Origin of the sequence: Pseudoxanthomonas sp. LjRoot127 (assembly GCF_964253495.1) — a bacterium.
GTDB lineage: Bacteria > Pseudomonadota > Gammaproteobacteria > Xanthomonadales > Xanthomonadaceae > Pseudoxanthomonas_A.
Window position 1 is genome coordinate 2038413 of sequence record NZ_CAXUQR020000001.1, and the last position, 13973, is coordinate 2052385.

10 protein-coding genes are annotated in these 13973 nt (G+C 67.9%); 9 read left to right on the plus strand and 1 reads right to left on the minus strand.

Features of this window, described 5'->3' with window-relative positions; translation table 11 throughout:
- The first annotated feature begins 97 nt into the window (after positions 1-97).
- The 6 genes from ACSQ19_RS09440 to ACSQ19_RS09465 all read left to right on the plus strand — a co-directional run bounded on the left by ACSQ19_RS09440 (position 98) and on the right by ACSQ19_RS09465 (position 8952).
- Positions 98-3133 carry a TonB-dependent receptor gene (locus ACSQ19_RS09440; protein ID WP_435996549.1) on the plus strand — a complete coding sequence of 1012 codons (3036 nt, stop codon included), beginning with the start codon at positions 98-100 and terminating at the stop codon, positions 3131-3133.
- Between the two features lie 130 nt (positions 3134-3263).
- A complete protein-coding gene (locus ACSQ19_RS09445; protein ID WP_435996551.1) occupies positions 3264-4817 on the plus strand; it encodes a tryptophan halogenase family protein in 1554 nt (517 codons plus the stop codon).
- 13 nt (positions 4818-4830) lie between these two features.
- Positions 4831-5532 carry a SapC family protein gene (locus ACSQ19_RS09450; protein WP_435996553.1) on the plus strand — a complete coding sequence of 234 codons (702 nt, stop codon included), beginning with the start codon at positions 4831-4833 and terminating at the stop codon, positions 5530-5532.
- 10 nt (positions 5533-5542) lie between these two features.
- Entirely contained in the window at positions 5543-6535 is a 993-nt protein-coding gene (locus tag ACSQ19_RS09455) for a cupin-like domain-containing protein (protein WP_436000920.1), read from the plus strand.
- Between the two features lie 22 nt (positions 6536-6557).
- The gene (locus ACSQ19_RS09460) at positions 6558-8066 is read left to right on the plus strand and encodes a tryptophan halogenase family protein (protein ID WP_435996555.1); all 1509 of its coding nucleotides are present in this window, start codon (positions 6558-6560) and stop codon (positions 8064-8066) included.
- A gap of 16 nt (positions 8067-8082) precedes the next feature.
- On the plus strand, positions 8083-8952 hold the full coding sequence (locus ACSQ19_RS09465; RefSeq protein WP_436000922.1) for an NAD-dependent protein deacetylase: 870 nt from the start codon (positions 8083-8085) through the stop codon (positions 8950-8952).
- Here ACSQ19_RS09465 and ACSQ19_RS09470 read toward each other — a convergent pair.
- Positions 8927-11110 (minus strand): sensor domain-containing protein, encoded by a 2184-nt coding sequence (locus tag ACSQ19_RS09470; protein WP_435996557.1) that lies wholly within the window; start codon positions 11108-11110, stop codon positions 8927-8929. The genes ACSQ19_RS09465 and ACSQ19_RS09470 overlap by 26 nt on opposite strands.
- A 479-nt stretch (positions 11111-11589) precedes the next feature.
- Between ACSQ19_RS09470 and ACSQ19_RS09475 the strand changes: the two genes are divergently transcribed.
- The 3 genes from ACSQ19_RS09475 to ACSQ19_RS09485 all read left to right on the plus strand — a co-directional run bounded on the left by ACSQ19_RS09475 (position 11590) and on the right by ACSQ19_RS09485 (position 13946).
- Positions 11590-12312, plus strand: coding sequence for an energy transducer TonB (locus ACSQ19_RS09475; protein ID WP_435996559.1), 723 nt, complete (start codon positions 11590-11592; stop codon positions 12310-12312).
- Between the two features lie 120 nt (positions 12313-12432).
- A complete protein-coding gene (locus ACSQ19_RS09480) occupies positions 12433-13119 on the plus strand; it encodes an alpha/beta hydrolase (protein ID WP_299344288.1) in 687 nt (228 codons plus the stop codon).
- A 95-nt stretch (positions 13120-13214) separates the two neighbouring features.
- A complete protein-coding gene (locus tag ACSQ19_RS09485) occupies positions 13215-13946 on the plus strand; it encodes a LytR/AlgR family response regulator transcription factor (protein ID WP_296279224.1) in 732 nt (243 codons plus the stop codon).
- Positions 13947-13973 lie beyond the last annotated feature (27 nt).

Here is a 13973-nt window from a genome sequence, read left to right on the forward strand (position 1 = left end):
TCAATCGCGCGTCCAATGCGCCCCAATGTAGGGGGAGGCGACAACCTGCGTTCCAGTCCAAGACATCGTTCGTGAATTTCCGGAGAGGGGAAAGTCCATGAAGCAAGTGCAATCCGTTCCAAGAAAGCGGGTGCTGACATCCGCATTGCTGCTGGTCATCGCAGGTCCCGCGTGGGCCCAGCAGTCCGAGCCGCAAGGCACCGCCACGCCGGCGCCGGCCACCGCCGAGCCGACCGAACTCGACACCATCGTCGTCACCGGTATCCGCGCCAGTCTCGAATCGTCGATGAACCTCAAGCGCGATGCGCAGGGCGTCGTCGATGGCATCGTGGCCGAGGACATCGGCAAGTTCCCCGATACCAACCTGGCAGAATCCCTGCAGCGCATCAGTGGCGTGTCGATCGATCGCACGCCCAGCGGCGAGGGCTCGAAGGTCACGGTGCGCGGCATCGGTCCCGATCACAACCTGGTGCTCCTCAACGGCCGCCAGATGCCCGGCGCGCTGTTGAACGGGTTCTCGGCATCCAATTCGCGTGCATTCGATTTCGCCAACCTGGCGTCCGAAGCGGTATCGGCCATCGAGGTCTACAAGACCGGCCTGGCTTCCAATCCGACCGGCGGCATCGGCGCGACGATCAACATCAAGACGGCCCGGCCGCTGGAAAGCGCGCCGCTCCTGAACCTGGGCGTCAAGACCGTCCACGACACGTCCAACGGCAACCTGCCCAAGATCATGCAGGGCGACGACTGGACCGGCGAGATGTCGGGCATCTTCAGCCAGACCTTCGCCGACGGAAAGTTCGGCATCGCCGTCAACGGCAGCTACCAGGAACGCGACAGCGGCTTCAGCCAGGTCGGCGTGACCGCCGGCTGGCGTACCCATTTCGGTGGCGAAGGCGGTTGGGGCGCGATCGCACCCGGCACGCCGGGCAACGACAACCTGCCGGGCCCGACCGATCTGTACTCGGTGCCGCAGAACCTCAACTACAGCGTCAACGGCATCCAGCGCCAGCGCACCAATGGTCAGGTCACGCTGCAGTGGGCGCCGTCGGATCGCATCACCACGACGCTGGACTACACGTACTCCGAAAACAAGATCCAGCAGCGCCGCAACGAGATGTCGGTGTGGTTCAACTTCGTCGGCCAGGAAAGCGCCTGGACCGACGGTCCGGCCGCAGGCCCGGTGTTCTACCGCGAACTCATCCCGTGCACCGGCACGCAGAATCCGAATGGCACCTACGAAGGGTGCAGCGACCTGGCGATGGCGGGCGGCATCAGCGCGACCAAGGCGGAGAACGAGTCGGTCGGCTTCAACGTCGAGTGGGCCGTCTCCGACGCGCTGGACCTGGCGTTCGACTACCACCGCTCCACCGCCGAACTCTCGCCGGACAGCGACTGGGGTTCGCAGGGCAACATCGGTACGGCCGCGTGGATCCGTGGCGATACCACCGTCTACTTCGACGGTGAGCTGCCGATCCTGAACTACACGCTGGCGCCGGGCGTCACCGGTGTCGATCCGTCGCAGGCGCGCGTCACCGGCCGCCAGTTCGTCAACGGCTATTCGCGCGGCGAAGTCGACCAGGGCCAGCTGAGCGGCACCTTCAAGTTCGGCGACTACTCCGACCTCAAGTTCGGCGTGGCCAACACGGAGGTCAAGAACCGTACCGCGTGGGGCATCAACGAAGCGGCCGACTGGGGCGGCATCGGGCTCGCGTCGGACTTCGACGACAGCCTGTGGCAGATCGACGACATGGCGCGTTACTTCGACGCGTTCCCGGGTTACAAGGATCCGCGTTTCAGCAGCCAGTTCCTGGTCTTCGATTACGAACGCATGCGCCAGGCCGTGGGCGAATTCACCGGCAGGCCCGACCTTGCCCGCCGCCCGGACGACTTCAATCGCGCCGACCTGCGGACCACCGAAAAGACCCGCAGCGCCTATCTGCAGTACAGCACCAGCTGGCAGACGCGCATCCCGATCAACCTGGCCGTGGGCGTGCGCTACGAGAAGACCGAGATCGAATCCGCGGCGCAGGTGGACACGCCGGTGCTCGTGCGCTGGGTGGCGGACAACGAGTTCTTCACCGACATGGGCGAGAAGACGTTCACCACCATGACCGGTGAGTACGACTATTTCCTGCCGAGCATCGACACCAGCTTCGAGATCACCGAGGACATGGTGCTGCGCGCCAGCTATGGCCACTCGCTCGGCCGTCCGGGCTGGCAGGACATCCAGGGCGGACAGACCGTCAGCCCGCTGCTGCGCGTCAACGGCGGCAGCGGCAACTCCGGCAATCCCAACCTGAAGCCGCTGCTCTCCAAGAACATCGACCTGTCGTACGAGTGGTACTACGCCGACGCCAGTTACTTCTCGGTGGGCTACTACCGCAAGAACATCTCGAACTACATCGACAGCGGCGCCGGCTCGTTCCAGGACACGCTCTTCAGCCTGCCGACGCCCGTCGGTGGCGCGTACTGGAACGCGGCGATCGCCGGCGGCTGCGGCAGCGCCGACGTGGGATGCATCCGCCAGTACATCTTCGCCAACTTCGATGGCCAGCCGGGCGTGGACAGCACCGCGGGCTCCAACGGCGAGATCACCGGCGTCCCCGGTGATCCGCTGACGGTGTACAACGTCACCATCCCGGGCAATGCGGGCTCGCACAAGCTCAACGGATTCGAGCTCGCCCTGCAGCACATGTTCGGCGACAGCGGTTTCGGCGTGGCGGCGAACTACACCATCGTCGACAGCGACAGCCTGTCCTACGACAACAATGCGAAGGGCCCGCAGCAGGTGCTCATCGGCCTGAGCGATTCGGCCAACCTGGTGGGCTTCTACGACAAGGGACCGTGGCAGGTGCGCCTGGCGTACAACTGGCGCGACAAGTTCCTCAACGGCCAGTACGACGGCGATGCCGCGGACCCTGCGAAGAACAACCCGGTGTATGTGGAATCATACGGCCAGTGGGACCTGAGCGTGGGTTACAAGTTCAGCGACCGCTTCACCGTGCAGTTCGAGGGCGTCAACCTGACGGACGAGACCGCGCGGCTCAGCGAGCGCAACGAGAACATCCTGTTCTACGGCACCCAGACCGGCCCGCGCTACATGCTCGGCTTCCGCTACAACTTCCGCTGACGTTCGACGACATGCCCGGGTCCGGCCAGGACCCGGGCAGCATCGCCCAAGCCGCTGGTCTCCAGCGGCTTTGGTTTTGGGGGCGGACCGTCCGGGTTCCGCCCGTCGGTTGCCAAGACGAGGTAGCGGCGTGGATTCTCCTGTCAGACATGTAGTCATTCTCGGCGGCGGTTCGGCCGGCTGGCTTACCGCCGCCGTGCTGGCCGCCGAACACCAGGCCGCATCGGCTGCCGGACTGCGGATCACCTTGATCGAATCGCCCGACGTGGCGACCGTGGGCGTGGGCGAGGGAACGTGGCCCACCATGCGCGATACCCTGCGCAGGACGGGCGTCAGCGAAACGGATTTCATCCGTGAGTGCGACGCGGCATTCAAGCAGGGCTCGAAGTTCGTCCGCTGGCGCGAAGAGGTCGAAGGCGACTACTACCACCATCCGTTCGTGCTGCCCCCGGGCTTCCTGGAAACCCATCTGGCCGCCGGCTGGATGGCGCACCGCGACGTGCCCTTCAGCCTGCTGACCTGCTTCCAGGCGCACCTGTGCGAGGCGGGCAAGTCGCCCAAACAGTTTTCCACACCGGAATGGGCGTCCGTGGCCAACTACGCCTACCACCTGGATGCGGCGAAACTGGGCGTCTTCATGCGGCGGCACTGCGTGGAGAAGCTCGGCGTGCGCCATGTGTCCGACCACATGGTCGAGGTGGTGGCGCACGAGAACGGCGACATCGCGGGATTGCTCACGCGCGAGCATGGCCTGATCGAGGGCGACCTGTTCGTGGACTGCAGCGGCATGCGCGCGCTGCTGATCGGCCAGCACTACGGTGTCGGGATCGAGTCGCAGAAGGACGTGCTGTTCAACGACCGGGCCATCGCCACGCGGGTGCCCTATGCCGACCCCACCGTCGAGATCGCCTGCCAGACGATCTCGACGGCGCAGGAGGCAGGCTGGATCTGGGACATCGGCTTGCAGAGCCGTCGCGGTATCGGCCACGTCTACTCCAGCACCCATACCAGCGACGAGGCCGCCGAGGCCGCATTGCGACGCTACATCGTGGCGACCGGTGGCCGCGAGCAGGACATCGACACGCTGCCGAAGATCGTGATCCGACCCGGCTTCCGCCGGGGGGCGTGGCACCGCAACTGCGTGGCGGTCGGACTCTCTAGCGGTTTCATGGAGCCCCTGGAAGCATCTTCGCTGGTGATGGTCGAGCTGGCCGCGGGCCTGCTCGCCGACCAGATGCCGGCCACGCGCGCCGCCATGGACATCGTGGCCAGGCGCTACAACGATACCTTCAGCTACCGCTGGGACCGCATCGTCGATTTCCTGAAACTGCACTACGTACTGAGCGAAAGGGACGACAGCGCCTACTGGCGCGACAACCGCCGGCCCGAGACGATACCCGAGCGCCTGCGCGACCTGCTCGCGTTCTGGCGCCACCAGCCCCCGTCGCGCTACGACCTCAACCGGGTCGAAGAGGTGTTCCCCTCCGCGAGCTACCAGTTCATCCTCTACGGCATGAGGTTCACGCCGGAGGCGCGGCCCACCACGCGTCGCATGGACGACGTGCGCCGTTCCGAAGAGTATTTCCGCCAGTCCGCCGACATCGCGAGGAAGATGCTGTCGGCGTTGCCCGGGCATCGCGAGATGCTCGATCATGTGATGACGCGCGGAATGCCGCGCATCTAGGACGAATGCCCGCATGCCACGACACGCCCAGGTCAACAACATCGACCACAGGGACCTGCGAATCGATACCCGGCGCGGCGCGCACCTGGGCGATGACGTCGGTTTCGCCGCCACGTTCCCCGCCGAGTTCCGCGACCTGCAGGCCTGCTATCCCATCGTGTTCCGCAAGGACGCACGGGGTGCGTTCTCGCCCGTCGCCCTGCTGGGGTTCGAGGAGGGACGCAACCTGTTCCTCGACGGCGAACGCTGGGACGCCCACTACCTGCCGCTGGCGATCGAGCGGCAGCCGTTCCTGATCGGCCGCGCCGGCGACGAGATGACGGTGCACATCGACCTCGACCATCCCCGGGTGGGCAGTGCCGACGGCCAGCCGCTGTTCCGCGAACACGGCGGCAACACCGAGTACCTGGACCGCATCGCCTCGGTGCTGCTCACGCTGCACAACGGCCTGGAGCGCGTGCCGGCGTTCGTCGATGCGCTGCTCGCGCTCGACCTGCTGGAATCGTTCGCGCTCGATGTCGAACTGGACGATGGGTCGCTCAACCGCTTGGCCGGCTACTACACCATCAACGAAGACCGCCTCCGCGACCTGGACGCGGCGGCGCTCGGCGGGCTGCATGCCGCCGGCCACCTGGAGCCGGTGTTCATGGCGGTGGCATCGATCTCGAACTTCCGCGGGCTGATCGACAGGATGAACCGGAGCCGTGCTCGCTGACGCTGAGCCCATCCGGGAGTTCCGCGGCGACGCGCGCGACGCCCTTTCCTTGCCGGCATCGTCGGGCCCCGTCGTCCTGCGGGGCCTGGTGGACCACTGGCCGATGGTGGCGGCTGCACGCGAATCCATGCGTGCGGCCGTGGCCTACCTGCATGGCTTCGTGCGCGCGGACGCACCCCCCGTGGTCGCGACGGTCGCGGCCCCCGCGACCGGTGGCCGGGTGTTCTACAACGAGGATATGAGCGGCATGGACTTCCGCCGGGAGCAGATCCCGTTGCCCACGGTGCTCGACACGCTGGTCAAGTACGCCGACCACGCCGCGCCGCCCATGATCTACGTGGCGTCGACGACCCTCGACACGTGGCTGCCGGGCTTCCGGCGCGAGAACGACCTGCCGTTGCCCGGGCGTGATCCGCTCGCGAGCATCTGGATCGGCAATCGCACGCGCATCGCGGCGCACCAGGACGTGCCGGACAACCTCGCCTGCGTGGTGGCCGGGCGCCGCCGCGTGACGCTGTTTCCCCCCGACCAGCTGCGCAACCTGTACATCGGTCCGCTCGACTTCACGCCGGCCGGGCAGGCGATCAGCCTGGTCGATTTCGCCGCGCCGGACCTGGTGCGCTTCCCGCGCTTCGCCGAGGCGATGCGGCATGCGCAGGTGGCCGACCTCGGGCCCGGCGACGCCGTGCTGATCCCCAGCCTGTGGTGGCACCACATGGAGGGACTGGAGCCGTTCAACGTACTGGTCAACTACTGGTGGCGCGACGTGCCCGACTGGATGGACACGCCGATGAACGCCCTGATGTACGCGCTGATGACGGTGCGCGACCTTCCGCGGCACGAGCGCGACGCGTGGAAGGACGTCTTCCGCCACTACGTGTTCGAGGCCGACGACGACACCGCCGCCCATATTCCCGAGCAGGCACGCCGCCTGCTGTCCCCGCTGGACGAGGCACGTGCGCGCGAACTGCGGGCACGCCTGCTCAAGCGCATCAACCGCTGACCGCAATCCCAGGAACCTGCCCGTGAGCAACGAGATCCACGATTCCAGCAACCGACCCGTGAAGCGCGTGGTCATCGCCGGCGGCGGCACGGCCGGATGGATGGCCGCGGCGGCGATATCGCGCGTACTGGGCAAGACGCTGGACATCACGCTGGTCGAGTCCGAGGAAATCGGCACCGTGGGAGTGGGCGAAGCCACCATCCCCACCTTGCTGAGCTTCCACCGGATGATCGACATCAACGAGCAGGCGTACATGTCGGCGGTGCAGGGCACCATCAAGCTCGGCATATCGTTCGAGAACTGGCTGGACAAGGGGCACCGCTACATCCACTCCTTCGGCTTCAGCGGCAAGGAGCGCGGAACCACGGGGTTCCAGCACTTCTGGCTGCGTGGCCGCCAGGAAGGCATGGCCAGCGGCTACGAGGACTACTGCCTCGAGCTGAAGGCGGCCCTCGGCGATCGCTTCGCGCATCTCCCCCATGGGGGGCTGCACTATGCGTACCACATGGATGCCAGCCTGTACGCGAAATTCCTGCGGGAATTCAGCGAGCGCCACGGCGCCCGGCGCGTGGAGGGCAAGATCGCCGAGGTGCTGACCGAGGCCGGCTCGGGTTTCATCACCGCGCTGAAGATGGAGAACGGCGACATCCTCGAAGGCGATCTCTTCATCGACTGCACCGGCTTCCGTGCACTGCTGATCGGCAAGACGCTGGGCGTGGGCTTCACCGACTGGTCGCACTGGCTGTTCAACGACAGCGCCCTGGCCACCCAGACCACGGCGGTGCGCGACGCGGTCCCCTACACCCGTGCCATCGCCGGCAAGGCCGGATGGCAGTGGCGCATTCCGTTGCAGCACCGGGTGGGCAACGGCATCGTCTATTCCAGCCGGCACATGAGCGACGACGAGGCGCGCGAAGAGTTCCTCGGCAGCGTCGAGGGCGAGGTCATCAAGCAGCCGTGGCCGATCCGCTTCCGGCCCGGGCAACGGCAGCAGTGCTGGGCGAAGAACTGCGTGGCGCTCGGCCTGGCCGGCAGCTTCATCGAGCCGCTGGAATCGACCACGATCCACCTGATCCAGCGCGGCATCGTGCACCTGCTGCAGAACTTCCCGCAGGTGGTCACCCAGCCGGCGATCGATGAGTACAACGCGCGCCTGGACGAGGAGCTGCAACACGTCCGCGACTTCGTGGTGATGCATTACCACCTCACCGACCGGCGTGATTCGCCGTACTGGCGGGAGATCGCGGAGATGGACATCCCCGCCACGCTGCGCCACCGCATCGACCTGTTCCGCGAGACCGGCACCGTCTTCCACGTGCCGGGCGAACTGTTCGGCGAGAACTCCTGGATCCAGGTGATGATGGGCCAGGGCATCATGCCCAAGCGCTACCACCCGACGGCGGACGCGATTCCCCCGGACGAGCTGCGCAGCTTCCTCGACGACATCCGCAGCCGCGTGGTGGGCACTGCCCAGCGGATGCCGGCGCACATGGATTACCTGCGCAGCTACTGCCCTGCGCCCCGGCCCTGAGCACGCCAGCCTGCGCATCGCCTATGCTGCGGGCATGAGCGATACGCGACTCGAGGATTTCGTGGCGGCGCACCGCCAGCTCTTCGTCCTGACAGGGGCGGGGTGCAGCACCGCGTCCGGCATCCCCGACTACCGGGACGAGCAGGGCGCGTGGAAGCGCACGCCGCCGGTGACCTACCAGGCCTTCACCGGCGACACCGCCACGCGCCATCGCTACTGGGCGCGCAGCACGATCGGCTGGCCGCGCGTGGCGACGGCACGGCCGAACGATGCGCATCGCGCGCTGGCGTCGCTGGAAGCCCAGGGGTGCTGCGAAGTGCTGCTGACGCAGAACGTCGATGGACTGCACCAGGCCGCCGGCAGCCATGCGGTGATCGACCTGCACGGGCGGCTCGATGGCGTCGTCTGCCTCGCCTGCGGCGAGGTGACGCCGCGCGCCGCACTGCAGGCCCGGTTGATGCAGGCCAATCCCGGATGGATCGACCTGCAGGCGGGGACGGCACCCGACGGCGATGCCGACCTGGAGGAAAAGGAGTTCGAGCGCTTCCACGTGCCTGCATGCGAAGCGTGCGGAGGCATGCTGAAGCCGCACGTGGTGTTCTTCGGCGAGAACGTGCCGCGCCAGCGCGTGGAAACGGCGATGGCCCACGTCGACCGGGCCGATGCGCTGCTGGTGGTCGGTTCGTCGCTGATGGTCTATTCGGGGTTGCGCTTCGTGCACGCGGCCGTGCGCAGACGGATCCCGGTGGTGGCAGTCAGCCTGGGCCGTACGCGCGCCGACGATCTGCTGCAGTTCCGCATCGCCGCGCCCTGTGGGGACGCCCTCGCCTTCCTGCTCGAACGCGAGGGCGGCGCAGCGGTCAGGCCTCCGGTGGTTGCAGGCTGACCCAACGTTCCAGCGAGTGCGGTGAAAGCGGGCGCGAGACGTAGTAGCCCTGCAGCAGATCGCAATTGAGCGAAGCCAGCACCGCGCGCTGCGCCGCATTTTCCACGCCCTCCGCCACCACCTTCAACGACAGGCTGTCGCCGATGCGCAGGATGGACGTCGTCAGCGCGCGTGCAGACTCGCTGTGCTCCAGGTCGCGCACGAAGCTCATGTCCAGCTTCAGTTCGCTGATCGGCAGGCGATGCAAATGGCTGAGGCTGGAGTAGCCGGTGCCGAAGTCGTCGATGGACAGGCTGACGCCCATCCGGTGGATCGCATCGATGTTGGCCAGCACTTCCGGCTTCTCCGCCAGCATCACGCTCTCGGTCACTTCCACCATCAGTTCGTCCGGCGACAGTCCGCACTTGCCCAGCACGTTGCCGATGAAGGCCGGCAGGTCCTGCTGCTCGAAGTTGATCGCCGACAGGTTGACCGAAACGCGCGGTACCGGCACGCCGCGACGGCGCCAGTCCGCCATCTGCGTGCAGGCCTCCTCCAGCGTCCACCGGCCCAGTTCGTCGATCAGTCCGCACTCCTCGGCCATCGGAACGAAGGTGGCGGGCGATATCTCGCCGATCTCCGGGTGTCGCCACCGCAGCAGGGCCTCCACGCCATGCAGGGTCGCGTCCTCGTCGAGTGCGACCTGCGGCTGGTAGTGCAGGCGCAGCTGGCCGCTGCGGACCGCCTCGCGCAGCGCATTTTCCAGCGCCAGGCGCTCCTGCATGGCCTGGTTCATTTCCAGGCTGTAGAACACGATGCGCGCGCCGCCTTCGGACTTGGCGCGGTACATCGCGATATCGGCGTGCCGCACGAGCGAATCGACGTCCCACCCGTCGGCGGGAAACATCGCCACGCCCACGCTGGCCTGCGGCGTCAGCATCATCCGCCCCGCGTTGAGCGGCTGGGACAGGCGCGCCATCAGCCGGTCCGCGAGATTGGCGGCTTCCTCGGCCGTGCGACCGGGGACGGCTAGGACGAATTCATCGCCCGCCAGCCGGGCCACCACGTCGCCGTCGCGGAGTTCGCCGCCGAGCCGTTTCGCCAGCTCGCGCAGCAGGGTGTCGCCGGCCGTATGGCCCTGGGTGTCGTTGACGATCTTGAAGCGGTCGATGTCGACGAACAGCAACGCCACGGGACTGTCGCTGCGTGCCGCGGCCAGCAGCATCTGCTCGACCTTGCTGTTGAACAGCGCGCGGTTGGGCAGGCCGGTCAGTGCGTCGAAGAAGGACAGCTGGTGCATGCGTACGCGGGCGCGCTCGCGTTCCATCGCCAGCGCGCACAGGTGCAGGCACACGTCGACCACGCGCTGGTGGAAGTCGTCCGGCGCGCGGTTTTCCCAGTAGTAGAGGGCGAACGTGCCCAGGACGCGTCCGTCGTTGCCCTTGATGGGGCTGGACCAGCAGGCGCGGATGCCGACGGCGAGGAAGGGTGCGTTGTAGGCCTGCCAGCGCGGGTCGCGTTCGATGTCGCTGCATTCGACCGGTTGTCCGCTCCAGGCCGCCGATCCGCAGGCACCGACCATCGGCCCGGCGAGTTCGCCATCGATCATCGCCCCGATGGTCTCGGGCAGGCTGGGTGCCGCCAGCGGACGCAGGCGGCCGTAGTCGTCCAGGCCGATCACCGAGGCCACCGCTTCCGGCATCACCTTCTCCACCTCCCGGCAGACCAGGGTCAGCACGTCGTGCACGGGCTGTTCGCGGACGATCGCCCCCAGCACCTTGCGGTGCAGTTCCTCGTGCAGCTTGCTGTGGGTAATGTCGGTGTAGACGCCGAGCAGATAGCGGCTGTCGCGGTCCGCATCGAACACCGGGTTCACTACCGCGGAAATCCACAGGGGCACGCCGTTCTTGGCGTACACCAGCAGTTCGGTGCGGTAGCCCTGCTGCGTGTGCAGCTGCCCGCGGACCCATTCGACCGTTTCCGGGTCGGTGTGCGGCCCGGCGAGGAAGTCGCTCGGGCGCCTTCCCACGACTTCTTCCTGCGTGTAGCCGAGCATGCGCGTGAAGCCCTGGTTGATCCAGGTGATGCGCGCGCTGTCGTCGCACACGACGATGGCGTTGTCGCTGTGGTCGATGACCCAGGACACATCGGGCTCGCCATCGGCGAGACGGGACGGCATGGCGATGGCAGTGGGCCTCACGGTCGGTTCTTCCCCAAGAACGGTTGCCGCCTGATGGACCGGGTTCGCCACCGTATTCCCTGTGCAGTCGTTCCCGAGAGGGACGATATACCGCGTTAACGGCCCGAGCTCGCCGCACTTTACCTGAAGTCCCGCGTGCTGCGGACCGCGGCGGCGCGTGCAAACGGTTCCAGCGATGGCCCGGCATCGGGCAGCCCGGCAAGGACCTCCCCGTGGACCCTTTTTCCGTCAGGGTCGCGGAGCATGACGCAGGGTGCGGACACGGCTGACGCACCCCGGTCATGAGCGCCGCCTAGGCTTGCCGGCCGCGAAAGGGGGTGCGCATGAGAACGAGCTGGGTGTGGATCGGGATGGGAGCCGTGCTGTGCATGACGGCGTGCCGGGAGGTCTCGCCGCCCCCGGCGGTCCTTCCGGCGGGAGCCTCGTCCGCGGGAATCGTGACGGTGGATGCCGGGGACGTGTCCACGGATCCCTATGCGCGCGCCACGCGCGCACTGTCCGAGCACCGGATGCTGTCGCCTGCCGGCAACAATGCCGTGGAGCACTATCTCGCGGCCCGCGCGGCGGCGACAGACCAGGGGCGCGCGGATGCCGCGCTGGCCGAGCTGCAGCCGTACGTGCTGATCGCGGCCGAGCAGGCGATCGCGCGCGGCGACGGCGTAGAAGCCGTGCGCTTGCGGAACCTGATCGAACGCATCGATGCGCGGGCACCCGCGCTGCCACGCTTGCGCGAGGCAGTGGCGACCCTCGCCCGCGCGCAGGCCGCCCAGGCGACGGTCGCCGTGCAGACCTCGACCATCGACGCCGCGGCGCCCGCCCGCTCCGCGGCGTTGGCCGCTGTCGCGCCTGCGACCACGGCCGTGCCGTCGAGGGACGTCGAATCCTCGCCGACATCGCCGCCGCCCGCGTCCACGCAAACAACCCAGGCGACGCAGGAAACGCCGCAGCTGCCCGCTCCACCCGACGCGACGCCTCGCATCGTCCAGGCGGCGCGCGTGCCGCGGCTGGTGCAGGACGCGCAACCCCGGTATCCGCTGCCCGCCCTGCGCGCCCGCATCGAGGGGCAGGCCGACGTGGCCTTCACCATCCAGCCGGATGGCAGCGTGCGCGACGTGCGCCTGGTGTCGTCGACGCCGTCCGGCATGTTCGACGCGTCGGCGCTGGCCGTCGCGCAGCGCTGACGCTTCGAAGCCACCGGCCAGGCCCATGCCTCGAGCCGCACCGTGCGGTTCCGGCTGCCGGACGCGGAGAAAGGCGGCGGCTGAGTGGTGTCCGTGCGCCTCTGCGGCGAGAATGGCGGCATGACGACCTCTTCCGCCTCCCCCATCCTCGATGCTGTCGAACAGGAAACCGGCCCCGCGCCTTCATGGTCGGTGCTGTGGCTGCATGGCCTCGGCGCCGATGGCCACGACTTCGCACCGCTCGTGCCCGAGCTGGTACGGCCGGGCTGGCCGGCGTTGCGGTTCGTGTTCCCGCATGCGCCCGTGCGCGCCGTGACCATCAACAATGGCGTGCGCATGCGCGCCTGGTACGACATCGTGGGCATGGACTTCCCGACGCGCGCGGACAGTGCCGGCATCGAGGAATCCATCGCCCACGTGGATGCGCTTATCGAGCGCGAGCAGGCACGTGGCATCGCGCCGGACCGCCTGCTGCTGGCGGGGTTCTCGCAGGGCGGCGCGATCACGCTGGCCGCCGGGCTTCGGCGGCAGGTGCCGCTGGCCGGGCTGATCGCGCTGTCGACCTATCTGCCGGGTGCCGCGCAGGCCGCAGGTCACCTGGCCCAGGCGGCGACGGCGCAACCGGTGTTCATGGCGCACGGTGCCGCAGACCCGGTGATTCCGCTGGTCCACGCGGAACAGAGCGCCCGGGTGCTCGGCGACCTGGGCTTTGCGGTGCAGTGGCACCGCTACCCGATGGCGCATCAGGTCTGCGCAGACGAGATCCGTGACCTCGGTGACTGGATGGCGCGGCGGTTTGCGTTGTAATTCCCCCGCGTCCCCGGAAGGATGACGCAGGGCGCGGCGATGGGTAACCTAGGCCGCGGGGGATCACGCCAACGTTCATCGAGGACGCCTTTGCCGTGAAAGTGGTCATTGCCGACGACGAGTCCCTCGCCCGCGAGCGCCTGCGCGCGTTGCTGGCCGAGCACCCGGGCATCGAAGTGGTCGCCGAGGCGGAGAACGGCCTGGACGCCTTGCAGGCCTGCTCGCAGCATCGCCCCGACATGGTGTTGCTCGACATCGCCATGCCCGGCGTGGACGGACTGGAGGCCGCCCGCCACCTGGCGGCGTTCGACCCGCGGCCGGCCGTGGTGTTCTGCACCGCGTACGACGAGCACGCGCTGTCGGCGTTCGAGGCCGCGGCCATCGACTACCTGATGAAGCCGATCCGTCCTGAGCGCCTGGCCGCCGCGGTCGAGCGCGCGCGTACCTTCATCGCCGGACGCGAAAGCCAGCCGCCCGCCGCCTCGAACAGCCAGCCGCGCACGCACCTTTGCGCACGCCTGCGCGGCAGCCTGCGCCTGATTCCGGTGGACGAAGTGCACTACCTGCAGGCCGAGGAGAAGTACGTGGTGGTGCACCACGCGCGCGGCGAGGACCTGATCGAAGAGTCGCTGAAGTCGCTGGAAGAGGAGTTCGGCGGCCGCTTCGTGCGCATCCACCGCAATTGCCTGGTCGCGCGCCACGAACTGGTCGAGATCAAGCGCATCGGCGATGGCCATGTCCAGGCCATCCTGCGCCACGGCAAGGCCCCGTTGGAAGTGAGCCGCCGCTGCGTGGCCGGCCTGCGCGAGACGGTCAAGGCGCTCTGATCGCCGCCGCGATGGCGGCATGCGGGA